The following is a 22,676-nucleotide window of genomic DNA, read 5'->3' on the forward strand; positions in this document are numbered from 1 at the left end:
TGGTGTCCTTAGGTTTCACGACGCTAACAAACCGGAATCGCCATCGCTCCATGTGCTAAACAGTAACGCAGCCAGTCGGCCAGAAACTGATTAATTTGATGCTTTTCGTCGCGTTGATGCAACTTTTTATTAGGGTAATCATATCTCGCTTTGAAGCGAAAAATCTGCTGACTTGAACACACTTCAGCCACCATGGCGTCGTGATACAGGCGCACCGTCATTGACGGCAGGCTCCAGTAGCTCACCGCAGGCATAGTCTGTTCTATTGTCACTAATGTAGTGTAGCGGGTCGATTCGACCACCGTTAATCGATATTGCGCCGCCCCCACCTGATAGTTCGCCATATCGCCGACCGCCTCAGTGCGAGGCAACAGGCGGCGCAGCTGGGCGAAATTGGTTTCGCACAGGCGCATCATTTCCGGGAAGTCAGGTGTATAACGCTTCATATTATTTCCACTCGTTTCGTAAGCTATGATAATGCAGCTGCAGCCATTGCAGGGCGATGACAGAAGCCGCGTTGTCGATTTTCCCCTCTTCTACCCACTGGTAAGCCTGTTCCCGGCTCACCACATGCACCCGAATATCCTCGTTTTCTTCGGCCAGGCCGTGAATGCCTTTTGCCGTCGATGCATCAACTTCGCCCACCAGGATCGATAACCGCTCGCTGGTGCCGCCTGGGCTTGCCAGATAGCTTAATATTGGTTTGGTGCGCCCAACTTCAAGCCCGGCCTCTTCCAGCGCTTCCCGGCGGGCGACATCTTCTACCGTTTCGCCTTCTTCTATCATCCCGGCGACCATTTCCAGCAGCCACGGGCTCTCGCTGGTATCATAGGCGGCAATGCGGATCTGCTCGACCAGCACAACTTCATCGCGTACCGGGTCAAAGGGTAGCAAGACGGCGGCGTGCCCGCGCTCAAAAATTTCGCGGGTAACCTCACCGCTCATCCCGCCGTTAAACAGGCGATGGCGAAAACGATACAAATCGAGCGAAAAAAAACCGCGATAGAGCGTTTCCCGTGCAATAATTTCTACATCGTTTTTAGAGAAGGTAATTCCCTGCTGATTAGGTTTGCTCATTGTCTGTGTCCTGCTCATCCGAAAGTAGGGATTTATAGGCCGTTTGGCTACCGTTTTACAGCCCGTATGTTAGATTGGTGCAAATTACCGCCCTATGGCACGTAACGCCAACTTTTTACGGCGACAGAGTCGATACAATCAGCGATTATTTTTAGAATTTGAGTAGCGCTAAATGCTTCACAACAAGGAATGCAAATGAAGAAACTTTTTCCCATCCTTATCGGCCTGGGCCTGACTGGCTTCAGCGCCATGAGCCAGGCAGAGAACCTGTTGCAGGTTTATCAGCAGGCGCGTATTAGCAACCCTGACCTGCGTAAATCGGCAGCCGATCGCGATGCTGCATTCGAAAAGATCAACGAAGCGCGAAGCCCATTACTGCCGCAACTCGGTCTGGGCGCGGATTATACCTATACCAGCGGGTTCCGTGATTACAAAAACCAGAACTCCAACGTCACCAGCGGTTCATTGCAGTTAACGCAAACCCTGTTCGATATGTCGAAATGGCGCGCGTTGACCCTGCAGGAAAAAGCGGCGGGCATTCAGGATGTCACCTATCAGACTGACCAGCAAACGCTGATTCTGAATACCGCGACGGCTTACTTTAAAGTCCTGGCCGCTATCGATACGCTCTCCTATACCGAAGCACAGAAACAGGCCATCTATCGTCAGTTGGACCAAACCACCCAGCGCTTTAACGTGGGCCTGGTTGCCATCACCGACGTACAAAACGCCCGCTCGCAATACGACGCCGTGCTGGCAAATGAAGTGACCGCGCGTAACGACCTCGACAACGCCGTTGAAGAGCTTCGTCAGGTCACCGGCAACTACTACCCGGAGCTGGCGTCGCTGAACGTTAACGGCTTCAAAACCAGCAAACCGCAGGCGGTGAACGCGCTGCTGAAGGAAGCGGAAAACCGCAACCTGTCGCTGCTGCAGGCGCGTCTGAACCAGGATCTGGCGCGTGAGCAGATTCGCCAGGCGCAGGATGGTCATTTACCTACTCTTGATTTGAATGCTTCTACCGGCGTCTCTAATAACCGTTACAGCGGTTCCAAAAACATTTCCCAGGACGCCGATGTCGGGCAAAACAAAGTCGGCCTGAGCTTCTCCCTGCCGCTGTATCAGGGCGGGATGGTTAACTCGCAGGTGAAACAGGCGCAGTACAACTTCGTCGGCGCCAGCGAGCAGCTGGAAAGCGCGCACCGCAGCGTGGTGCAGACCGTGCGTTCGTCGTTTAACAACGTGAATGCCTCCATCAGCAGCATCAATGCCTACAAACAGGCCGTTGTCTCTGCGCAGAGCTCCCTGGATGCGATGGAAGCGGGTTATTCGGTGGGTACGCGTACCATCGTTGACGTGTTGGATGCGACCACCACGCTGTACAACGCCAAGCAGCAGCTCTCCAACGCCCGTTATAACTACCTGATCAACGAGCTGAACATCAAGTCCGCTCTCGGCACGCTGAACGAGCAGGATCTGATCGCGCTGAACAACACGCTGGGTAAAGCGATTCCGACTTCACCGGACAGCGTCGCGCCGGAAAATCCGCAGCAGGACGCCGCCGCTGACGGTTATGCGAACACCGCTTCCGCACAGCCGGCTGCCGCCCGTACGACGAAGACCAGCGGTTCTAATCCGTTTAGCCACTAATCGTTGAACGCGATGACGCCTCGTCTGGCCTTCGGGTCAGGCGGGGCGTTAAACGTAAGGCAACGTAAAGACCTCCGCTTTTCCCCTCTTTCGCTTCATTTTCCACCACTCATACTCTATCCTGAGCGTTGACAAACGCACTACCACTGGGTCCTGGAAGACAAATATGAAACGGACAAAAAATATTAATCATGCGTCGTTCCGCAAAAGCTGGAGCGCTCGCCACCTGACGCCGGTCGCCCTTGCCGTCACCGCCGTCTTTATGCTCGCCGGTTGCGAAAAAACTGACGAGACGGTTTCTCTGTATCAGAACGCCGATGACTGCTCCGCGGCTAACCCAAGCAAAGCCGCAGAGTGCACCACCGCCTACAATAACGCGGTGAAAGAAGCCGCGCGCACCGCGCCGAAATACGCCAGCCGTGAAGACTGCGTCGCCGAGTTCGGCGAAGGCCAATGCCAGCAGGCGCCGGCTCAGGCGGGCGTCGCCCCGGAAAACCAGGCGCAGGCGCAAAGCAGCGGCAGCTTCTGGATGCCACTGATGGCCGGCTACATGATGGGTCGTCTGATGGGCGGCGGCATGGCCGCGCAGCAGCCGCTGTTTAGCTCGAAGAACCCGGCCAGCCCGGCCTACGGCCAGTACACCGATGCCAGCGGTAAGAGCTATGGCGCGGCGCAACCGGGCCGTACCATGAACGTGCCGAAAACCGCGATGGCGCCGAAACCGGCAACCACCACGACCGTCACCCGCGGCGGTTTCGGCGAATCCGTCGCTAAGCAATCGACGATGCAGCGTAGCGCCGCGGGCTCCAGCTCCTCTTCACGCTCGATGGGCGGTTAAGCGGCATGGAAAGAATCAGCATTACCGAGCGCCCGGACTGGCGCGAGAAAGCGACCGAGTATGGCTTCAACTTTCACACCATGTACGGCGAGCCATACTGGAGCGAAGAGGCCTACTACAAGCTGACGCTGGCGCAGGTTGAAAAGCTCGAAGCGGTCACCGCCGAGCTGCATCAAATGTGTTTACAGGTCGTTGAGAAAGTGATCGCCAGCGACGAGCTGATGACCAAATTCCGCATCCCTAAGCACACCTGGGGCTTTGTGCGTCAGTCGTGGAAAACCAACCAGCCGTCGCTGTACTCGCGTCTGGATCTGGCCTGGGATGGCGTGGGCGAACCGAAGCTGCTGGAAAACAATGCGGATACGCCAACCTCGCTATATGAAGCAGCGTTCTTTCAATGGATCTGGCTGGAAGATCAGCTTAACGCCGGTAATCTGCCTGCCGACAGCGATCAGTTCAACAGCCTGCAGGAAAAGCTGATTGAACGCTTCGGCGAGCTGCGTGAACAATTTGGCTTCCAGCTGCTGCATATGGCCTGCTGCCGCGATACCGTTGAAGACCGCGGCACCGTACAGTATCTGCAGGACTGCGCGGCAGAAGCGGGCGTCGCCACCGAGTTCCTGTATATCGAAGATATCGGTCTTGGCGAAAAAGGTCAGTTTACCGATTTACAGGATCAGGTCATCGGTAATCTGTTCAAGCTCTATCCGTGGGAATTTATGCTGCGCGAGATGTTCTCCACCAAGCTGGAAGACGCCGGCGTACGCTGGCTGGAGCCTGCATGGAAGAGCATTATCTCCAACAAGGCGCTGCTGCCGATGCTGTGGGAAATGTTCCCCAACCACCCTAACCTGTTGGCGGCTTACTTCAGCGAAGATAACCATCCGCAGCTTGAGAAGTACGTCATTAAGCCGATCTTTTCCCGCGAAGGCGCCAACGTGTCGATCGTTGAAAATGGCAAAGTGGTGGAGGCGGTGGAAGGTCCGTACGGGGAAGAAGGCACCATCGTGCAGGAGTTTTATCCGCTGCCGAAATTTGGCGATAGCTATACGCTGATTGGCAGCTGGCTTATTAACGACCAGCCTGCCGGGATCGGCATCCGTGAAGATCGGGCGCTGATCACCCAGGATCTTTCGCGTTTCTATCCGCACATTTTCGTCGAATAACGGCAAACCCCGGCAACCTGAGTAGCCGGGGTTTTTTCATGTGCGATAGCTGCCGTTACGCGGCTCCCACGACCACCGACAGCATGCTCAGCGACCCCATTTCCATCCCTTCGACCGGGATCGTTATCGGCTCTTCACCATCCCACGCTCCCAGAATATAGAGCAGCGGCAGGAAGTGCTCAGCCGTTGGGTTAGAGAGCGAACCACCTTCATGGCTTAAATAATTCACCAGCGGATGCGCTTCGACCGGCCCTTTCCAGTTCAGATTCGCTTTGACATAGTCGTTAAACGACTGGGCCCACGGATACGGCGTGCTTTCGCCATGCCAGCGCGCGGTACGCAGGTTATGTACCACGTTGCCGCTCGCCACCAGCATAATGCCTTCATCACGCAGCGACGCCAGCTTACGCCCCATCTCCAGATGCCATGCCGCGGGCTTAGTGCTATCGATACTTAACTGAACCATGGGAATATCGGCATCAGGGTACATTTTTATCAGCACTCCCCACGAACCGTGGTCAAAACCCCATGCCTCTTTATCGAGGGCGACGGGCACCGGCGCCAGCAGTTCAACCAGATGCTGCGCCAGCTCCGGCGATCCCGGCGCAGGATAGTGCGTATCGTACAAAGCTTGCGGAAAACCGCCAAAATCATGAATAGTTTTCGGCGCTTCCATTGCCGTCACGCCCGTCCCGCGAGTAAACCAGTGCGCGGAAATAACCACGATAGCCTTTGGGCGAGGCAGCGTTTCGCCGAGATGACGCCAGGCGCGGGTATAGATATTATCTTCCAGCACGTTCATCGGGCTACCATGGCCTAAAAACAACGCTGGCATACGGGTACGGGACATGATGGTATCCTTCAGTAGGGAGTATTTGATTCCTTCACATTACGCCCTTTTAGCCGCAGATAAACTCAGATAAGCGTGATGATCATCATCAGAAAATTTGAAGGTGAAAAATCTCTCCCATGTACCCGCAGAGAAAGCATATTAGCTCGACCCAGAAACAACAAAGCCCACCGTAAAGTGGGCTTGTCATCAGAACAGCGGTAACTTAGCTGGCTTTGCGATCGTGCTCGCGGCGGTAAGCCACCAGGTCTTCAATGGTGACCACGGCCATGTTGTGCTGCTGAGCGAACTTGATGCACTCCGGCGCGCGCGCCATGGTGCCATCGTCGTTAGTCAGTTCACAGAGAACGCCTGCCGGTTTAAAGCCCGCAAGGGTCACCAGGTCGATGGTCGCTTCAGTGTGGCCGCCGCGGGTCATTACGCCGCCTGGCTGCGCGCGCAGCGGGAAGACGTGGCCCGGACGGTTGAGATCGGAGGGTTTCGCGCCATCGGCAATGGCGGCGCGCACGGTCGTGATGCGGTCAGCGGCGGATACGCCGGTGGTTACGCCTTCTGCCGCTTCAATGGTCACGGTAAAACCGGTGCCGTAGGCGCTGGTGTTGTTCTCCACCATCATCGGCAGGTCAAGCTGCTTGCGGCGATCTTCGGTCAGGCACAGGCAGACAATACCGCTGCCGTGACGAATGGTCAGCGCCATTTGCTCAACGGTCATGGTTTCGGCGGCGAAAATCATATCGCCTTCGTTTTCACGGTCTTCATCATCAAGCACCATCACACCGCGGCCTTCGCGCAGTGCGTCTAAAGCGTGTTCCACACGTTCAAAAGCGGTACCAAAAGAAGAAAGGAGCGTCTGATTCATGGTAAAAAAACCTCATTAAAATTATGGTTACCAGAATCAGGGCAGTCTTAGGAGTGCCGGTTTAGCGGCAAAAGTCAACGCAAGCGGATCGTAATCCGACTGAGCCGTTACTCTCTCCCATCCGGACTTTAACCGTCGGCCCCGGAATTACACCGGATCTGCTGACCTTCCCGTTTTCACAGGAAGCGCTCGCGGGCTTTCAACGCGTAGGTTGATTTACCGCCGGTGGGGAATTTCGCCCCGCCCTGAGAATAAGCGAGATAACTATAACGCCATTAACTATCTTCATCAATGGCTACTCGCTATACATCTTACATTTGTGGTTTATAGGCGCTCCCGTTCGCACTACAATGAACGGTAACTAGATCAGTGCAGGAATCCACCATGATTGACCCGAAAAAAATTGAACAAATCGCCCGCCAGGTCCATGAATCGATGCCGAAAGGCCTTCGCGATCTTGGAGATGACGTTGAAAAGAAAATCCGCCAGGTGCTGCAATCGCAGTTAACTCGCCTGGATCTGGTTAGCCGCGAAGAGTTCGACGTGCAAACTCAGGTTTTACTGCGCACCCGCGAAAAGCTGGCTTTACTGGAGCAGCGTATTAGCGATCTGGAAAGCCGCTCAGCCACGCCGAAGAGCGAAGAACAGCAATAAAAAAACGGGCCTGAATGGCCCGTTTTCATTTGGCTTAGTGCTCTAACTCGGCCGGGCTATTCACCTGACGACAATAAAGCTCATAGCGTTGGCAAAACCATTCACGATGTTCCTCATCCATATTGCCGACAATAGCCTGAAGATCAACCGAATGGCCTTGCGCGTGCATCCTGGCGAAACTACGTGCCAGAAAATCGAAGTTCTTCATAGAATACATATCGTTATGGTTCATCCGCATACTCCTTCAGCCGTTGGCGTTCTGATTGGTCATATGCCTTTTACTCACTTCAGTATTTACGCTTACCTTAACGTATTTTGTACGAAAAATGCGCTTAACCGGGTTATTTATTGCGCTAAATCATTTTCCGCATGATTAAATAAAAACGGCCCGCGAAGGTATCCCCGCAGGCCGTTGTAGACCGCTCCGTTCAGAGCGGTAAAGCGTATTGATTACTTGTCGCTATCTTTCTGAATCTTCTTGATAATATTGGTAGTCGAGCAGCCATCTTCAAAGTTGAGCACCAGCACTTCGCCGCCGTTGGCCCATACCTCTTCACTGCCGGCGATCTGCTCCGGCTTGTAATCACCGCCTTTCACCAACAGATCCGGCAGGATCCCGGCAATCAGCCGCTGCGGCGTATCTTCTTCAAACGACACGACCCAATCGACGGCTTCCAGCGCTCCCAGCACGATCATCCGCTGTTCAAGCGGGTTCACCGGGCGGGTTTCGCCTTTCAGACGTTTGGTTGAGGCATCGCTGTTGACGGCGACGATCAGACGATCGCCCAGCTTGCGCGCATTGGCCAGATACGAAACGTGACCCGCGTGCAGAATGTCGAACACGCCATTGGTCATCACCACTTTTTCGCCACGCTTACGCGCCGCGGCGACCGCCTGTTTCAGCTCTTCTTCGCTCATCACGCCAAAACCGGTATCGGCACGCCCACGCACCGCGTTTTCCAGCTCAATTGGCGAAACGGTGGAAGTCCCCAGCTTGCCGACCACCACACCGGCCGCGGCGTTAGCGAAATAGCAGGCCTCTTCCAGGGTGTTACCCGCCGCCAGCGTCGCCGCCAGCACGCCGATAACCGTGTCGCCTGCCCCGGTGACGTCATACACTTCCTGCGCCTGGGTCGGCATATGCAGCGGCGGACGACCCGGCTGCAGCAGCGTCATACCCTGCTCGGAGCGCGTTACCAGCAGTGCGGAAAGCTCGAAGTCGGCGATGATTTTCATCCCGCGTTCGACGATTTCCGCTTCATCTTTACACTTTCCGGCGACCGCTTCGAATTCAGACAGGTTCGGCGTCAGCAGCGTTGCCCCGCGGTAGCGTTCAAATTCAGTGCCTTTCGGATCAATCAGCACCGGAACGCCGGCATCCCGCGCCAGCTTAATCATGGTCTGCACGCTGGCCAGCGCGCCTTTCGCGTAGTCTGACAGCACCAGCGCGCCGATCGAACCCAGCGCCTGCTGAATACGTTCATGCATCGGCTGTGGATCAACCCCGGAGAAACCCTCTTCAAAATCGAGGCGGATCAGCTGCTGGTTGCGCGACAGCACGCGCAACTTGGTGATGGTCGGATGCGTCGGTACCGACACGAAATCACACTTCACTTTTACGTCAGCCAGCGCTTTGCTAAGCGCGCGCGCGGCATCGTCGATACCGGTCAGGCCGACCAGACGAGAAGTCGCGCCGAGCGACGCAATGTTCATCGCCACGTTAGCCGCGCCGCCAGGGCGTTCTTCGATATTTTCCACCTTTACCACCGGCACCGGGGCTTCCGGGGAAATACGGCTGGTGGGGCCGTACCAGTAGCGGTCCAGCATCACATCGCCTACCACCAACACTCCTGCACGTTCAAACTCTGGCAGCGTTACTTTCATTACTCTCTCCTGCGAGATGCAAACTTTGCGCGCGATAATAGCACACCCGATTTGTTAGTTAAGCCATCAACCACTTCTGCCAGCTAGCGCTCACCTGCTGACGTTCGCCGTCGAAAGCATCCGGCGCAACGTTGCCCGGCAGCTCCTGCAGCGCCAGATGGTGCAAAGCATCGCGTAGCGTAGTGTAGGCATGGGTAAGCGCCCGCGCCTCGTCCTCATCCATGATGTCGTTCTGCGCCAGCAGTTCCAGAATACGCACATTATCGGACCAGCGCGTCAGCTTTGGCTTTTCATGCGCGTAGCGCAGCACCAGATATTGGGTAATAAATTCAATATCGGTGATCCCGCCGGCATCGGCTTTGATATCAAAGCGATCGCGCTGCTTATTGCCGAGATGAGCGCGCATCTTTTCCCGCATCTCACGTACTTCGGTCTGCAGCGTCGCGCCTTCACGCGGAGTGGTCAGGATATCGCGGCGGATCGCATCGAAGCGCGCCTGCAGCGCCGGGTCGCCATACACCACCCGGGCGCGAACCAGCGCCTGATGCTCCCAGGTCCAGGCTTCATTGCGCTGATAATCGGCGAAGGCGTCGGCGGTAGTCACCAGCATGCCCGCCGCGCCGGATGGACGTAAGCGAGCGTCCACTTCATACAAAATGCCCGACGAGGTGCGGGTGCTGAAAAGATGCATGATCCGCTGGGCAAGGCGCAGATAGAACTGGCGACCATCGATTTCCCGCTCGCCGTCGGTCATCACCTCCATCGGACAGTCGTGGAGGAAGACCAGATCGAGATCGGAACTATAACCCAGTTCCCAACCGCCAAGTTTACCGTAACCCACTACCGCAAAACCGCGCCCCTGGCGGTCGCGAAGATGAGTCGGCTGACCGTAGCGGGCGACCATCTGAAGCCACGCCTGCTGCACCACCGCGTCGATCATTGCCTCGGCAAGCCAGGTTAAGTGATCGCTCACTTTCATCACCGGTAGCGTGCCGGCAATATCGGCGGCGGCGATATGCAGCAATTGCGCCTGTTTAAACTGACGCAGCGCTTCCAGCTGCTGTTCTTCATCTTCTTCCGGCACGCGCAGCAAATACTGGCGCAGTTCATCGCGGTACGCATCGGTCGCCGTCGGTTGATAAAGCGTGTTCGGATCCAGCAGTTCGTCCAGCAGCAGCGGGTGGCGCGCCAGCTGGCTGGCGACCATCGGCGAAGCGGCGCACAGGCTAATCAGGTGTTTTAGCGCGCCGGGGAATTCGCTGAGCAGCTCCAGATAGGTGGTACGGGTGACGATACCGGTCAGCAGCGGGGTGATCCGCGCCAGCGGTAGCGGCGCATCCGCTCGCGAGCAAACCTCGCTAAGCAAATGCGGCATCAGCTGGTCGAGCACCTGCCGCCCGCGCGGGCCAATGGTGCGCCGGTCGAGCTCTTTGCGAAAATCGGCGATCAGCGCCAGCACGCTGCGCCGGTCGTTGTCGTCGAGGTGCGCCAGCGCCGGCGTAGTGTCGTCTTCTTCCAGCGCGTCCTGCCACAGTTCACGCCAGTACTCTTCCAGCTGTTCATCCGGCGATTGCGCTTCATCGTCGCCAATCAGTTCGTTAAAGACGCGACGCACGCGGCGCATCTGCTCTTCAAGCTGTGCGCTGAGTGTCTGCCAGTCGGCGACGCGCATCCCCCACGCCAGGCGCGCGCGGTTGAGCTCATCCTGCGGCAGGGTTTGGGTTTGTTCGTCGTTAATGCTCTGCAGCAGGTTTTCGAGACGGCGCAGGAACAGATAGGCTTCGCGCAGCTGGGCGGCATCGCCTTCCGGCAGCAAATGCAGCTCGTCAATCGCCGTCAGCGTCGGCAACAGCGCGCGCTGCTGCAAGGCCGGTTCGCGACCGCCGCGGATCAACTGGAAAACCTGGACGATAAATTCGATTTCGCGGATGCCGCCCGCGCCGAGCTTGATGTTGTCTGTCAGGCCGCGGCGGCGCACTTCACGGGCAATCATCCCTTTCATGTTACGCAGGGACTGAATGACACTGAAATCAATGTAGCGGCGGAAGACGAACGGGCGCAGCATGGCGCGCAGTTCATTGGCGTACACGCCGTCGTTATCGCCCATGATCCGCGCCTTTACCATCGCATAGCGCTCCCAGTCGCGCCCCTGCTCCTGGTAATAATCTTCCAGCGCCGCAAAGCTCAACACCAGCGGGCCGCTGTCGCCAAATGGTCGCAGACGCATATCCACACGGTAGACGAAGCCATCCTGCGTCGGCTGATCGAGTACTTTAATTAACCGCTGGCCCAGACGGGTAAAGAACTGGCCGTTATCCAGCTCGCGGCGTCCGCCCTGGGTGGCGCCGTGTTCCGGCCAGGCAAAAATCAGGTCGATATCGGAAGAGAAGTTAAGCTCTCCGCCGCCCAGTTTCCCCATGCCCAGGATCATTAGCGGCTGCGCTTCGCCCTGCGCATTGCACGGCGTCCCCCACTCCCGGCAGCAGGCGGCGTACAGCCAGTCGCGGGCGGCGACGATTAAGGTCTCCGCCAGGGCGCTGAGCTGCTGCAAACTGCTCTCTTCGCTCACCAGCAGCAGCGCCTGCGCCCAGGCGATACGCACCATCATCCGGCGGCGGAACTGGCGTAGCTCGCGCATCAGCGCGGCCTCGTCAGTCACGTCTTGTAGCTGTTCCGCCAGCCAGTCGCCGTAATGGCGCCATTCGTCGGCCTGCGGCGGCGCGCTTTCCAGTTCAGCCAGCCACTGCGGCTGAGCGACCAGATTCTGTTCAACGAACTCGCTGAACGTCATCACCGACTGCGCCTGCGAACTTAACGTTTGCAGGGGAAAATCTGCCGGAAGCCGGTTAACAACCGTCTGCCAGTGCTGCTGTAACTGCGAAGAAAGCGCCATTATAGGGGTCTCCCTGGCCTGAAATTATCGTTTTCCACTATGCAGCCAGAATGGTTCCGCGGCCAGCGCCTGACGACGGAAATATTCGATGACGCTGCGGTCATTGTTCTCGATAGCGCGGCGCACCTCTTGCCAGTTTTCCAGCCAGGCCTCGGCTACCCCGGCATAGGCGCTGGAAAGCAATTGAATGCTGTCGATCTCGCGCGCCAGACGCGTGAGCCGATCGCTATAGTCGTCCTGCGTTTGCTGGAAGTTGCTTTTCAGCTCCGCCGCCGCTCGCGACAGCTGGATATCGGCAAAGCGTTTGAACGAACCGGCGATTTTCTTTTGCCCCGCCTCGTTGAGGAACGAACGCCAACCGCGGGTAACCAGCCATTCGGTCAGCAGCAATTTGGCGCCAACCGTGGCGCGGTTGAACAACACCGCTTCGGCCTTCTCTGCGCCGTCCAGCGCCGCTTCGGCCTCAGTGAGCGATTCACGTAACAGCACGGTGGCTTTTCGCGGCACAATGCCGCCAAACAACACCAGCGCATGGCGTACGCGAGCCATCGCCCGCTGGATTTCACGCTTAGCTGCCGCGTTGCCCTGGTTCCAGACTTCATCATGATAGAGCCAGTGCGCCAGCGCGCTTTCCAGCGCCGCTTCCAGCCCCTGCTCGACGCTGGCTTTCGCCGCCACGCCTACTACCGTTAACGGTTTAACCGGACGCGCTTCGTTGCTCTGCGCCAACTGATAGCCGCGCGCCGCTTTACTCAGGCTGCCCTGGCGCAATACGCCGGTTGCCAGTAAACGCCGCGCCAGCGCCAGAATGTCGGCGGTATCGCCGCTCAACAACTCAAGCTCCAGTTCGCAAATGGCTTCCTGATGCTCACCGGCTTTCACTTCGCCAAGATCGAGGGCTATCTCAATCTGGCTGTCGCCCTCTTTCACCACCCATTTTTCACGGAGGAAATCAGTGCTGAACAGCGGCTGCACATTTTGCGCCAGTTCTGCCGGCAACTGCCCCTGCGGCCAGACCTCAGCCGGCAGTTTATCCAGCGCCAGCTCTGCTTTTTCCAGCGGAATATTGTATTCCGGACGCTGATGCAGGCCGCCCACCACCCGACCGGCAATTTTCAGCGTCATTTCATAGCGCTCCCGATCGCCGCGGATCCGCAGCCCCATGTCGTGCCGACGCAGCCAGTTATCGGCGGTTTCGTAGTAAATATTCAGCAGTTGGCCTGCCGGCGTGTGCTGCGCATCCAGCGAATTGAGATGCTGGCGCAGCGCCTCAACGCCGTCGTGGGCAACGATAAACTTCAGTTCGATTTCTTGAGCCATGGCTGAATTCTTCCACCTGATAAGCGTCGCCGGGAAAATGCGGCGAACTAATGACGATATTTTTTGTCAGTAAATAGTATTTTGCGGCGAATCGCCATGCAATGCGCATTTGCCAGCTGCATTTGGATGATTCCGATTGTGGCGGAAAACTTTGCGTCGCTCTGGCGATGCCACTACTATCGTTCAACTTTTTATGACCAAACGATGACCTGATGCCAAAATTACGCCTTATTACCTTTACATTGCTAGCGCTTAGCGCCGCTACGGCGGTTCACGCAGAAGAAAAGCGCTACGTTTCCGATGAGCTGAGCACCTGGGTTCGCAGCGGTCCTGGCGATAACTATCGTCTGGTCGGCACCATTAACGCCGGCGAAGCCGTCGACGTTCTGCAAACCAACGACAGCACGAATTACGCGCAGGTACGCGATAGCAACGGCCGTACCGCCTGGATCCCGCTGAAAGAGCTGAGCAACGAGCCCAGCCTGCGCATTCGCGTGCCGGATCTGGAAAATCAGGTCAAAACGCTGACCGACAAGCTGAACAATATTGACGCCACCTGGAACCAGCGTACCGCCGACATGCAGAAAAAAGTCGCCGGTAGCGATGGCGCGATCAATGCCCTGAAAGAAGAGAACCAAAAGCTGAAAAACGAGCTGGTTGTCGCTCAGAAAAAGGTGAACGCGGCGAATCTGCAGCTTGATGATAAACAGCGCACCATTATCATGCAGTGGTTTATGTACGGCGGCGGCGTGCTTGGCGTCGGTCTGATCCTTGGTCTGGTGCTGCCGCATCTGGTACCGAGCCGCAAGCGTAAAGACCGGTGGATGAACTAATTCGTCTTCTCTGCCAGACTTACGTATCATCTTGCGAAAAGTCGATGCGGGAGAAACAGGCGTGAAGATTTATTTGGTCGGTGGTGCGGTACGAGATGCGTTATTAGGACTACCGGTCAAAGACAGAGACTGGGTGGTGGTTGGCGCCACGCCCCAGCAGTTGCTCGACGCGGGCTACCAGCAGGTAGGCCGCGATTTTCCCGTGTTTCTTCACCCGCAAAGCCGTGAAGAGTACGCCCTCGCGCGTACCGAACGTAAATCCGGTTCCGGCTATACCGGTTTCACCTGTTATGCCGCCGCTGACGTCACCCTTGAGCAAGATCTACTGCGCCGCGATCTCACCATTAACGCGCTGGCTCAGGACACTGACGGTCAGATTTACGATCCCTATGGCGGCCAGGCCGATTTACGCCAGCGCCTGCTGCGCCACGTCTCCCCGGCCTTTAGCGAAGATCCGCTACGCGTACTGCGCGTCGCGCGTTTTGCCGCACGTTATGCCCATCTCGGTTTTCGCATTGCCGATGAAACCATGGCGCTGATGCGCGCGATGGCGGACGCCGGCGAACTGGCGCATTTGACCGCGGAGCGGGTATGGAAAGAGACGGAAAACGCGCTTGGCACGCGTAATCCGCAGGTCTTTTTCCAGACCCTGCGCGACTGCCACGCGCTGAAGGTTCTGTTCCCGGAAATCGACGCCCTGTACGGTGTCCCCGCGCCGGCCAAATGGCATCCGGAAATCGACACCGGCGTTCACACCCTGATGACGCTCACCATGGCGGCGATGCTATCGCCGGCCATCGACGTCCGTTTCGCCACCCTGTGCCACGATCTTGGCAAGGGCTTAACGCCCAAAGAGTTCTGGCCGCGCCACCATGGCCACGGCCCGGCGGGGGTAAAACTGGTGGAACAGATTTGCCAGCGCCTGCGGGTGCCGAACGATATTCGCGATCTGGCCAGACTGGTCGCCGAATTCCACGATCTGATCCACACCCTGCCGATTCTGCAGCCAAAAACCATCGTGAAGCTGTTTGATAGCATCGATGCCTGGCGCAAGCCGCAGCGCGTGCAGCAAATCGCCCTCACCAGCGAGGCCGACGTGCGCGGGCGTACCGGTTTTGAATCCTGCGATTATCCGCAGGGGCGCCTGCTGCTTGAAGCCTGGGAAGTGGCGCAGTCGGTCTCTACTAAAGAGGTGGTAGCGGAAGGTTTCAAAGGACCGGAGATTCGCGAAGAGCTGACGCGGCGCAGAATTGCGGCCGTGGGGCAGTGGAAAGAACAACGTTGCCCCCAGCCGCAAGGCTGAGGGCCAGGGCCTTAGAAGAAGACCACGTAGACGGCTGCCGCGACGATAAAGCGGTAGATTGCAAACGGAATAAACGAAATACGTTTAATCAGCTGCAGGAAGGTTTTAATCGCAATCAGCGCCACGATGAACGCCATGATAAAACCGACGGCGAACATCGGAATATCCCCGGTATTAAGGAAGCCGATGCTCTTGTAGACGTCCAGCACGGTGGCGCCCATCATCATCGGTACCGCCAGCAGGAATGAGAACTCGGATGCCGCATAGCGGCTAACGCCCATCAGCATGCCGCCGGAAATGGTCGCCCCGGAGCGAGAGAAGCCCGGCCACAGCGCCAGACACTGGAAGCAACCGATGGCAAACGCCTGACGATAGGTCATATCATCAATGCCCACCGCGCGCGGCTCTTTCGGTTTAAATAGCTCCGCCGCGATCAGCAGGAAGCCGCCGACAATCAGCGCGTACATCACGTTAACCGGGTTAAACAGCGATTTAATCAGGTCATGAAACACCAGCCCCAGCGCCACCGCCGGGATCATGCCTAACAGGATATGAATCAGCGACAAGCGCCCCTGGCTTACGCCCTCATGCTGCAGAGGACGGCCAAAATGAATGCCAATCAGGCCAAACAGTCGACGCCAGAACACCACGACGACGGCGAGAATAGAACCTAGTTGAATCACGACTTCAAAAGTATTGGCGGTATCCCCTTCAAAACCAAGGAGATGGCCAACGATAATCATATGTCCCGTACTGGAAACCGGTAAAAACTCCGTCAACCCTTCAACCACACCCAAAATTGCCGCTATCAGCAGCGAGTGTAAATCGCCCATTCAATAAACCCTTAAAATAAAAAGTAAAATTAAAATCCAGGCACTAAGACCGGTATAAAACAAATTTGTTTAAACATTATGACGAGAAACGTTTTGTTTCAGATTACTGCCACGTTCAATGATCACGCCAACGTTGGCCGCACGGGCCACCGCACCAGGCTTGCTGACTTTAATCCGCACCCACGGAGAATTGAATTTTTGCAGCAGTAGATCGGCTATCTCTTCCGCCACCCGTTCGACCAGCGCAAAACGCCCGCCCTCAACGTGGTTGATAACCAGTTCGCTGATATCAGCATAGCTCAGGCAATCGCTCACATCGTCGCTGGCGGCCGCTTTGCGGTTATCCCACGCCATTTCGATATCGAACACTAATTTCTGTTCGATGGTCTGTTCCCAGTCGTAAACACCGATAGTGGTGATTACCGAAAGTTGCTCTATAAATACAATATCCATCACGACCTGCCTGCTTTTTGGCTAAACCGGATACCACTTCCGGCGAATTATGCGTATTATCCACAGATGCAAAGACATCCCCTAAAGAATTCACGTGCCCTGACAGCGGCGACGCAGCAAGATTACGGGAACATAGCAGCATCACTATGTAACCTATCGCGCAGAGAAAGCCAACAAGCTGTTAACACGAAAATGGGTGGGGTTCTAACGACGTTTTCAAAATGGAACAGCTGATGAGTGCAATCGCGCCTGGACTAGTTATCCTCGCCTACCTCTGCGGCTCAATTTCCAGCGCCATTCTGGTGTGCCGTCTTGCTGGTTTGCCCGACCCTCGCGATAGCGGTTCCGGCAACCCCGGGGCGACGAACGTACTCCGAATTGGCGGCAAGGGAGCAGCCGTAACGGTATTAATTTTTGATGTCCTGAAAGGGATGCTGCCGGTTTGGGGCGCCTGGGCGCTCGGTCTGACGCCGTTCTGGCTCGGGCTGGTGGCGATCGCCGCCTGCGTAGGTCATATCTGGCCGGTGTTCTTTAATTTCCGCGGCGGTAAAGGCGTGGCGACCGCATTTGGCGCTATCGCGCCCATCGGCTGGGATCTCACCGGCGTAATGGCCGGTACCTGGCTGCTGACTATTCTGCTCAGCGGGTATTCCTCGCTGGGCGCTATCGTCAGCGCGTTGGTAGCCCCTTTCTACGTCTGGTGGTTCAAACCGCAGTATACTTTCCCGGTCTCCATGCTCTCCTGCCTGATCCTGCTACGCCATCACGACAATATCCAGCGTCTGTGGCGCCGTCAGGAAACGAAAATCTGGTCACGCTTTAAGAAGAAGAAAAAAACGCCAGAGCAGAAATAATCTCCGCGCCCGGCCGCCTGGGCCGGGCCGTTTTGCCGCCACAAACGCATTCTATTTCCCACTTTTTTAGCCAATCATAGCGGCAAATGAGAAAACCAAAGATAATCCTTTCACTACAATAACTTAGTTATGAGTTATAACCAAAAATGATTTTTTCGTCCCCGCATCGCTGTTTACTCTGAAACTCTTTATAAGAGAAAAAAGCACAACACCATGACTGATGTAATTAACGCGACGCCTGCGGCAACCTCTGCGTCGCCCGGCGGGGAAGTAAAATGGATCGGCAGCGCGGCGGACGTCTCGCGCCTCATAAACGAAGGCAGCAGCGGGCGCAATAACGCGCGTATCGTCATGGGAATCGCCCTCGGCGGTATTTTCCTTGATGCCTACGATCTTGGCTCGCTGGCCTTCGGCCTGAAAGATATCACCCGGGAATTCAACCTGACCCCTGCCGGTACCGGGATGGTCGCCTCGGCCATCACCTTCGGCGCTATCGTTGGCGCGCTGCTTGGCGGTTATCTGACCGACAAAATTGGCCGCTACCGCGTGTTTATGGCGGATATGCTGTTCTTCGTGGTAGCGGCCATCGCCTGCGCGCTGGCGCCGAATGAATACGTCCTTACCGGCGCACGCTTCGTGATGGGGCTGGGCGTCGGGATCGACCTGCCGGTGGCGATGGCGTTTCTCAGCGAATTCGCGAGGCTCAAAGGTCCCGGTAACAAGGCGGCCAGCGTGGCGATGTGGTGCCCAACGTGGTACGCGGCGATCAGCATTTCATATCTGCTGGTACTCTTTTTTTATGCCGTCCTGCCGGAAAGCCATAGCGACTGGCTTTGGCGGATTATTCTTGGTTTTGGCGCCATCCCGGCGCTGGTGATTATCGCCATCCGCAGCCGCTACATGAGCGAATCGCCGGTGTGGGCCGCCAACCAGGGTAACCTGCGTGAAGCTGCTTCTATTCTACGCCAGGCGTACAACATCAATGCACACGTTGCCCAGGACGCGCTGGAAAAACCGGCGCCCAAAGTTCGTAGCGCCCAATGGAGTAACTATCTGCGCCTGTTCCGCGGCGTCTACCTGCGCCGCACGACGCTCTCTACCCTGCTGTCAGTGGTTTCCTCGTTTGCCTATAACGCCGTCGCGTTCGGTCTGCCGGTGATCATCTCCAGCTTCTTCGTGCAATCGATGCTGACGACGATTTTGATTTCGCTGGCGCTGAATCTGCTGTTCGCTTTCGTGGGAGGGATACTGGCGGTACGCCTGGTACCGCGCTTCGGGGCGTGGCGGATGTCGCTGGCGGGTTATGGCTGCCAGCTGACGGCGCTGCTCGGCCTGGCGCTGATTGGCCGCCCTGATGGCGCAGGTGAAGGCGTCGCTGCCGTGGCGATGCTGGCACTGTTCCTTTTCGGCCAGGGATTCGGCCCCGGCGCGCACACCATGACCTTCGCCTCGTTAAGCTATCCGACATCGTTGCGCGGCGTTGGCGTCGGGCTCAACCAGACGCTCATGCGCGGAAGCTCGACGCTTTCTTTATTCCTCTTCCCGCTGCTGGTCGCCGCGCTGGATACCCGCGTCTTCTGGATCATCGCCGCGGCGCCGCTGATTGGGCTATTGTCGCTGTTGGCTATCCGCTGGGAGCCGTCGGGCTACGACATCGACGCCGAGGATTATCAGCAGCCTTAATCCACGCGTAAAAAAGCCGCCTCGATGGGCGGCTTTTGTTTGTAACAGGCTTATCAGGCGGCCGGCAGTTCCGCCAACGGCCAGCGCGGCCGCACGGTGACGCCGAGGCCGGCATTAGCACCGCCCTGCAGGCGGACCATCCCGGCGTAAGCGATCATCGCGCCGTTATCGGTACAGAACTCAGGACGGGCATAAAACACTTCGCCGCCGCGTTTGCTCATCATTTCCGCCAGCTTCGCGCGCAGCGTACGGTTAGCGCTCACGCCCCCCGCCATCACCAGACGCTTAAAGCCGGTTTGCTCCAGCGCGCGGCGGCATTTAATCATCAGCGTATCGACAACCGCATCCTCAAATGCGCGGGCGATATCGGCACGGGTTTGCTCATCGTCGCCGTTGTTACGAATGGTATTGGCGGCGAAGGTTTTCAGGCCGGAGAAGCTGAAATCGAGCCCCGGACGATCGGTCATCGGCCGCGGGAAGACGAAGCGGCCTTCGGTGCCCTGAGACGCCATTTTCGATAGCATCGGCCCGCCGGGATAATCCAGCCCCAACAGTTTCGCCGTCTTATCAAAGGCTTCGCCAGCGGCATCGTCGATTGATTCGCCCAACAGCTCATACTGACCGATGCCGGTGACGCTAATCAGCTGGGTGTGGCCGCCGGAAACCAGCAGAGCGACGAACGGGAACGCCGGCGGGTTATCTTCCAGCATCGGCGCCAGCAGATGCCCTTCCATATGGTGTACCGGGATCGCCGGCACGTTCCAGGCGAACGCCAGGGAGCGGCCAACGGTCGCGCCGACCAGCAGCGCGCCCACCAGGCCAGGGCCTGCCGTATAGGCAACGGCATCAATATCTTTCGCCGTCAGGCCCGCTTCTTTGAGCGCCGCCTGAATCAGCGGAACGGTTTTACGTACGTGGTCGCGCGACGCCAGCTCAGGCACCACGCCGCCGTAGTCAGCATGTAATTTCACCTGACTATACAGTTGGTTGGCTAACAGACCTTGTTTATCGTCGTAAATAGCGATGCCGGTTTCATCGCAGGATGTTTCAATTCCCAGTACACGCATGAGTTGTTTTACCTCGTTTCAATACCGCGCAGTGTAGGACCAATGACCGGCGATGTAAAACTTTGCTCACCCCTGGTGTTCTCTTCGTGTATACTCCTCACCCTTATAAAAGTCCCCTTTCAAAAAAGGCGCCGGTGCTTTACAAAGCAGCAGTAGTTGCAGTAAAATTCCGCACCATTTTGAAATAAGCTGGCATTGCGGCCAGCGGCAAACCGAATTAATCAAAGGTGAGAGGCACATGCCGGTAATTAAAGTACGTGAAAACGAGCCGTTCGACGTAGCTCTGCGTCGCTTCAAGCGTTCCTGCGAAAAAGCAGGTGTTCTGGCGGAAGTTCGTCGTCGTGAGTTCTATGAAAAACCGACTACCGAACGTAAGCGCGCTAAAGCTTCTGCAGTGAAACGTCACGCGAAGAAACTGGCTCGCGAAAACGCACGCCGCACTCGTCTGTACTAATCTGTTGAGAGCGAAGCTCTCAATTCAGACCGAGTTGTAGTTGTAAGGCCGTGCTTCCGAAAGGAATGCGCGGCTTATTTTCGTTTATGCATTAGCAGATACACGAGATCGTTCAAACTGTCTTCAGGCAATACATCGAGGCCGTTTGCAGGATGCAGTGTATAGATTACGGGGCATATGGCTGGACGAATCCCACGCGTATTTATCAATGACCTGCTGGCGCGCACCGACATCATCGATCTGATCGATGCTCGGGTGAAGCTGAAAAAGCAGGGCAAGAATTATCACGCGTGTTGTCCATTCCATAACGAAAAAACCCCCTCCTTCACCGTCAACGGTGAAAAACAGTTTTACCATTGCTTCGGCTGCGGTGCGCACGGCAACGCCATCGACTTTCTGATGAACTACGACAAGCTCGAGTTCGTCGAAACCGTCGAAGAGCTGGCCGCCATGCACAACCTTGAAGTGCCCTATGAAGCAGGTAATGGACCGAGCCAGATAGAACGGCATCAGCGGCAAAATCTCTATCAGTTGCTGGACGGTCTGAACACGTTTTACCAACAGTCTCTGAATCAACCCGCCGCCGAACCCGCGCGCCAGTATCTGGCAAAACGCGGCTTAAGCAGCGAGGTGATTACCCGCTTCGCAATAGGCTTCGCTCCCCCTGGCTGGGATAACGTTTTAAAACGTTTTGGCGGCAATCAGGAAAACCGCCAGTCGCTTATTGATGCAGGCATGCTGGTCACCAACGATCAGGGGCGCAGTTACGACCGCTTCCGCGAACGGGTAATGTTCCCGATCCGCGATAAGCGAGGCCGGGTGATTGGTTTTGGCGGGCGCGTGCTGGGCGATGCGCTGCCAAAATACCTGAACTCCCCGGAGACCGATATTTTCCATAAAGGCCGCCAGCTGTACGGCCTGTATGAAACGCAGCAGGATAACGCCGAACCTCAGCGTCTGCTGGTGGTCGAAGGCTATATGGATGTCGTCGCGCTGGCGCAGTACGGCATTAATTATGCCGTGGCCTCGCTGGGCACCTCGACGACCGCCGACCACATTCAGCTGTTGTTCCGGGCGACCAATCAGGTCATCTGCTGTTACGACGGCGACCGGGCTGGCCGCGATGCGGCATGGCGCGCGCTGGAAACGGCGCTGCCGTATATGACCGATGGCCGCCAGCTGCGTTTTATGTTTTTACCTGATGGCGAAGACCCGGATACGCTGGTGCGTAAAGAGGGCAAAGAGGCGTTTGAAGCGCGGATGGAGCAGGCACAGCCGCTCTCCACGTTTTTATTCAATAGCCTGATGCCGCAGGTCGACCTGAGCACTCCGGATGGGCGCGCGCAGCTGAGTACGCTGGCGCTGCCGCTGATAACCCAGGTGCCGGGTGAAACGCTGCGCATCTATTTGCGTCAGGAGCTGGGTAACAAGCTGGGTATTCTGGATGACGCCCAGCTTGAACGTTTAATGCCGAAACAGGCGGAAAATAGCGCTCAACGCCCGGCGCCGCAGCTAAAACGCACGACCATGCGTATACTTATAGGGTTACTGGTGCAGAACCCCGATCTGGCGCCGCTGGTTCCGCCCTTAACGGGTCTGGATCAGCAGAAGATGCCAGGGCTTGGTTTATTCAGCGAACTGGTCAATACGTGTCTGGCGCAGCCAGGTCTGACCACCGGGCAACTTTTAGAGCAGTATCGCGGGACAAATGAAGCAGCAACCCTTGAAAAACTGTCGATGTGGGACGATATAGCAGATAAGGATATCGCTGAACAAACCTTCACCGACTCGCTCAACCATATGTTTGACTCACTGCTGGAACTGCGACAAGAAGAGTTGATAGCTCGCGATCGCACACACGGTTTAAGCAGTGAGGAGCGCCGGGAACTCTGGACTATCAGCCAGGAACTGGCCAAAAAATGAATTTAACGGCTTAAGTGCCGAATATCGATCGGGAAGCCCCCGACAGCCGCGCTGAGGCGCAGCGGCAATAATATAAGTACGC

Annotated in this window: 22 protein-coding genes and 1 riboswitch; of the genes, 11 read left to right on the top strand and 11 right to left on the bottom strand. The window is 56.8% G+C overall.

Translation table 11 applies throughout. From position 1 onward, the window contains the following. Positions 1–23: 23 nt before the first annotated feature. Positions 24–446 (bottom strand): DUF1249 family protein, encoded by a 423-nt coding sequence (locus ABLU78_RS20625; RefSeq protein ID WP_015703512.1) that lies wholly within the window; start codon positions 444–446, stop codon positions 24–26. A gap of 1 nt (position 447) precedes the next feature. After that, entirely contained in the window at positions 448–1,077 is a 630-nt protein-coding gene (nudF, locus tag ABLU78_RS20630) for an ADP-ribose diphosphatase (protein ID WP_015369649.1), read from the bottom strand. Between the two features lie 195 nt (positions 1,078–1,272). On the opposite strand from nudF, the gene tolC reads away from it, so the two are divergent. The 3 genes from tolC to ABLU78_RS20645 all read left to right on the top strand — a co-directional run bounded on the left by tolC (position 1,273) and on the right by ABLU78_RS20645 (position 4,731). Continuing rightward, positions 1,273–2,727 carry an outer membrane channel protein TolC gene (gene tolC, locus ABLU78_RS20635; RefSeq protein WP_015703513.1) on the top strand — a complete coding sequence of 485 codons (1,455 nt, stop codon included), beginning with the start codon at positions 1,273–1,275 and terminating at the stop codon, positions 2,725–2,727. Positions 2,728–2,893: 166 nt separating this feature from the next. Next, positions 2,894–3,565 (top strand): DUF1190 family protein, encoded by a 672-nt coding sequence (locus ABLU78_RS20640; RefSeq protein ID WP_015369647.1) that lies wholly within the window; start codon positions 2,894–2,896, stop codon positions 3,563–3,565. A gap of 5 nt (positions 3,566–3,570) precedes the next feature. Continuing rightward, complete coding sequence (locus tag ABLU78_RS20645; RefSeq protein WP_015703515.1) at positions 3,571–4,731, top strand: glutathionylspermidine synthase family protein; 1,161 nt, start codon at positions 3,571–3,573, stop codon at positions 4,729–4,731. A 55-nt stretch (positions 4,732–4,786) separates the two neighbouring features. On the opposite strand, the gene ygiD is transcribed toward ABLU78_RS20645, so the two are convergent. Both ygiD and ribB read right to left on the bottom strand, forming a co-directional pair. Further along, positions 4,787–5,581, bottom strand: a complete 795-nt coding sequence (ygiD, locus tag ABLU78_RS20650; protein ID WP_045364182.1) for a 4,5-DOPA dioxygenase extradiol — start codon at positions 5,579–5,581, stop codon at positions 4,787–4,789. Between the two features lie 205 nt (positions 5,582–5,786). Next, entirely contained in the window at positions 5,787–6,440 is a 654-nt protein-coding gene (ribB, locus tag ABLU78_RS20655; protein ID WP_015703517.1) for a 3,4-dihydroxy-2-butanone-4-phosphate synthase, read from the bottom strand. 105 nt (positions 6,441–6,545) lie between these two features. Next, positions 6,546–6,697: riboswitch (FMN riboswitch) on the bottom strand. Positions 6,698–6,824: 127 nt separating this feature from the next. Between ribB and ABLU78_RS20660 the strand changes: the two genes are divergently transcribed. Then, positions 6,825–7,094, top strand: coding sequence for an accessory factor UbiK family protein (locus tag ABLU78_RS20660; RefSeq protein ID WP_045392195.1), 270 nt, complete (start codon positions 6,825–6,827; stop codon positions 7,092–7,094). A 34-nt stretch (positions 7,095–7,128) separates the two neighbouring features. Here the strand turns inward: ABLU78_RS20660 and glgS are convergent, their stop codons facing one another. Further along, positions 7,129–7,326, bottom strand: coding sequence for a cell surface composition regulator GlgS (glgS, locus tag ABLU78_RS20665; RefSeq protein ID WP_015369641.1), 198 nt, complete (start codon positions 7,324–7,326; stop codon positions 7,129–7,131). Here glgS and ABLU78_RS20670 point away from each other — a divergent pair. Beyond that, positions 7,318–7,467: a hypothetical protein gene (locus ABLU78_RS20670; RefSeq protein ID WP_015369640.1), complete on the top strand. Its 150-nt coding sequence runs from the start codon at positions 7,318–7,320 to the stop codon at positions 7,465–7,467. The two genes, glgS and ABLU78_RS20670, sit on opposite strands and share 9 nt — an antisense overlap. Positions 7,468–7,544: 77 nt before the next feature. Here ABLU78_RS20670 and hldE read toward each other — a convergent pair whose 3' ends face one another. Genes hldE through ABLU78_RS20685 form a run of 3 tightly spaced genes read right to left on the bottom strand, consistent with a single transcriptional unit; the run spans position 7,545 to position 13,191 of the window. Then, positions 7,545–8,978: a bifunctional D-glycero-beta-D-manno-heptose-7-phosphate kinase/D-glycero-beta-D-manno-heptose 1-phosphate adenylyltransferase HldE gene (gene hldE, locus ABLU78_RS20675; protein WP_015369639.1), complete on the bottom strand. Its 1,434-nt coding sequence runs from the start codon at positions 8,976–8,978 to the stop codon at positions 7,545–7,547. A gap of 58 nt (positions 8,979–9,036) precedes the next feature. Then, a complete protein-coding gene (gene glnE, locus ABLU78_RS20680) occupies positions 9,037–11,874 on the bottom strand; it encodes a bifunctional [glutamate--ammonia ligase]-adenylyl-L-tyrosine phosphorylase/[glutamate--ammonia-ligase] adenylyltransferase (RefSeq protein ID WP_162866915.1) in 2,838 nt (945 codons plus the stop codon). Positions 11,875–11,895: 21 nt separating this feature from the next. Next, on the bottom strand, positions 11,896–13,191 hold the full coding sequence (locus ABLU78_RS20685; RefSeq protein WP_048229491.1) for an inorganic triphosphatase: 1,296 nt from the start codon (positions 13,189–13,191) through the stop codon (positions 11,896–11,898). Between the two features lie 212 nt (positions 13,192–13,403). Here ABLU78_RS20685 and ABLU78_RS20690 point away from each other — a divergent pair, with 212 nt between their 5' ends. Then, positions 13,404–14,024, top strand: coding sequence for a TIGR04211 family SH3 domain-containing protein (locus ABLU78_RS20690; RefSeq protein WP_015369636.1), 621 nt, complete (start codon positions 13,404–13,406; stop codon positions 14,022–14,024). Positions 14,025–14,085: 61 nt separating this feature from the next. Further along, positions 14,086–15,327 carry a multifunctional CCA addition/repair protein gene (locus ABLU78_RS20695; protein WP_015703520.1) on the top strand — a complete coding sequence of 414 codons (1,242 nt, stop codon included), beginning with the start codon at positions 14,086–14,088 and terminating at the stop codon, positions 15,325–15,327. Positions 15,328–15,338: 11 nt separating this feature from the next. On the opposite strand, the gene bacA is transcribed toward ABLU78_RS20695, so the two are convergent. Together bacA and folB are read right to left on the bottom strand one after the other, a co-directional pair. Then, a complete protein-coding gene (gene bacA, locus ABLU78_RS20700) occupies positions 15,339–16,160 on the bottom strand; it encodes an undecaprenyl-diphosphate phosphatase (protein ID WP_020077906.1) in 822 nt (273 codons plus the stop codon). Positions 16,161–16,229: 69 nt separating this feature from the next. Then, positions 16,230–16,613 carry a bifunctional dihydroneopterin aldolase/7,8-dihydroneopterin epimerase gene (folB, locus tag ABLU78_RS20705; RefSeq protein WP_020077905.1) on the bottom strand — a complete coding sequence of 128 codons (384 nt, stop codon included), beginning with the start codon at positions 16,611–16,613 and terminating at the stop codon, positions 16,230–16,232. A 233-nt stretch (positions 16,614–16,846) separates the two neighbouring features. Between folB and plsY the strand changes: the two genes are divergently transcribed. Beyond that, positions 16,847–17,467, top strand: a complete 621-nt coding sequence (plsY, locus tag ABLU78_RS20710; RefSeq protein WP_015703522.1) for a glycerol-3-phosphate 1-O-acyltransferase PlsY — start codon at positions 16,847–16,849, stop codon at positions 17,465–17,467. Positions 17,468–17,680: 213 nt separating this feature from the next. Continuing rightward, entirely contained in the window at positions 17,681–19,150 is a 1,470-nt protein-coding gene (locus ABLU78_RS20715; RefSeq protein WP_020077904.1) for an MFS transporter, read from the top strand. A 53-nt stretch (positions 19,151–19,203) separates the two neighbouring features. Here the strand turns inward: ABLU78_RS20715 and tsaD are convergent, their stop codons facing one another. After that, positions 19,204–20,217, bottom strand: coding sequence for a tRNA (adenosine(37)-N6)-threonylcarbamoyltransferase complex transferase subunit TsaD (gene tsaD, locus ABLU78_RS20720; protein ID WP_032712539.1), 1,014 nt, complete (start codon positions 20,215–20,217; stop codon positions 19,204–19,206). A 238-nt stretch (positions 20,218–20,455) separates the two neighbouring features. On the opposite strand from tsaD, the gene rpsU reads away from it, so the two are divergent. Beyond that, positions 20,456–20,671, top strand: coding sequence for a 30S ribosomal protein S21 (rpsU, locus tag ABLU78_RS20725; RefSeq protein ID WP_001144069.1), 216 nt, complete (start codon positions 20,456–20,458; stop codon positions 20,669–20,671). A gap of 177 nt (positions 20,672–20,848) precedes the next feature. Then, entirely contained in the window at positions 20,849–22,594 is a 1,746-nt protein-coding gene (dnaG, locus tag ABLU78_RS20730) for a DNA primase (RefSeq protein WP_048229497.1), read from the top strand. Positions 22,595–22,676: the final 82 nt, after the last annotated feature.

Source organism: Klebsiella sp. JN_Kp122 (assembly GCF_040062085.1).
Classification (GTDB): Bacteria; Pseudomonadota; Gammaproteobacteria; order Enterobacterales; family Enterobacteriaceae; genus Klebsiella; species Klebsiella aerogenes.

What these genes read in the sequence shown, in the direction of transcription:
- plsY (WP_015703522.1), top strand. Translation starts at nt 16,847, where the DNA reads ATGAGTGCAATCGCGCCTGGACTAGTTATCCTCGCCTACCTCTGCGGC.
- ABLU78_RS20660 (WP_045392195.1), top strand. Translation starts at nt 6,825, where the DNA reads ATGATTGACCCGAAAAAAATTGAACAAATCGCCCGCCAGGTCCATGAA.
- glgS (WP_015369641.1), bottom strand. Translation starts at nt 7,326, where the DNA reads ATGAACCATAACGATATGTATTCTATGAAGAACTTCGATTTTCTGGCA.
- hldE (WP_015369639.1), bottom strand. Translation starts at nt 8,978, where the DNA reads ATGAAAGTAACGCTGCCAGAGTTTGAACGTGCAGGAGTGTTGGTGGTA.
- ABLU78_RS20625 (WP_015703512.1), bottom strand. Translation starts at nt 446, where the DNA reads ATGAAGCGTTATACACCTGACTTCCCGGAAATGATGCGCCTGTGCGAA.
- dnaG (WP_048229497.1), top strand. Translation starts at nt 20,849, where the DNA reads ATGGCTGGACGAATCCCACGCGTATTTATCAATGACCTGCTGGCGCGC.
- ABLU78_RS20690 (WP_015369636.1), top strand. Translation starts at nt 13,404, where the DNA reads ATGCCAAAATTACGCCTTATTACCTTTACATTGCTAGCGCTTAGCGCC.
- ABLU78_RS20685 (WP_048229491.1), bottom strand. Translation starts at nt 13,191, where the DNA reads ATGGCTCAAGAAATCGAACTGAAGTTTATCGTTGCCCACGACGGCGTT.
- folB (WP_020077905.1), bottom strand. Translation starts at nt 16,613, where the DNA reads ATGGATATTGTATTTATAGAGCAACTTTCGGTAATCACCACTATCGGT.
- tsaD (WP_032712539.1), bottom strand. Translation starts at nt 20,217, where the DNA reads ATGCGTGTACTGGGAATTGAAACATCCTGCGATGAAACCGGCATCGCT.
- ABLU78_RS20670 (WP_015369640.1), top strand. Translation starts at nt 7,318, where the DNA reads ATGGTTCATCCGCATACTCCTTCAGCCGTTGGCGTTCTGATTGGTCAT.
- ABLU78_RS20715 (WP_020077904.1), top strand. Translation starts at nt 17,681, where the DNA reads ATGACTGATGTAATTAACGCGACGCCTGCGGCAACCTCTGCGTCGCCC.
- ABLU78_RS20640 (WP_015369647.1), top strand. Translation starts at nt 2,894, where the DNA reads ATGAAACGGACAAAAAATATTAATCATGCGTCGTTCCGCAAAAGCTGG.
- rpsU (WP_001144069.1), top strand. Translation starts at nt 20,456, where the DNA reads ATGCCGGTAATTAAAGTACGTGAAAACGAGCCGTTCGACGTAGCTCTG.
- ygiD (WP_045364182.1), bottom strand. Translation starts at nt 5,581, where the DNA reads ATGTCCCGTACCCGTATGCCAGCGTTGTTTTTAGGCCATGGTAGCCCG.
- nudF (WP_015369649.1), bottom strand. Translation starts at nt 1,077, where the DNA reads ATGAGCAAACCTAATCAGCAGGGAATTACCTTCTCTAAAAACGATGTA.
- bacA (WP_020077906.1), bottom strand. Translation starts at nt 16,160, where the DNA reads ATGGGCGATTTACACTCGCTGCTGATAGCGGCAATTTTGGGTGTGGTT.
- tolC (WP_015703513.1), top strand. Translation starts at nt 1,273, where the DNA reads ATGAAGAAACTTTTTCCCATCCTTATCGGCCTGGGCCTGACTGGCTTC.
- ribB (WP_015703517.1), bottom strand. Translation starts at nt 6,440, where the DNA reads ATGAATCAGACGCTCCTTTCTTCTTTTGGTACCGCTTTTGAACGTGTG.
- ABLU78_RS20645 (WP_015703515.1), top strand. Translation starts at nt 3,571, where the DNA reads ATGGAAAGAATCAGCATTACCGAGCGCCCGGACTGGCGCGAGAAAGCG.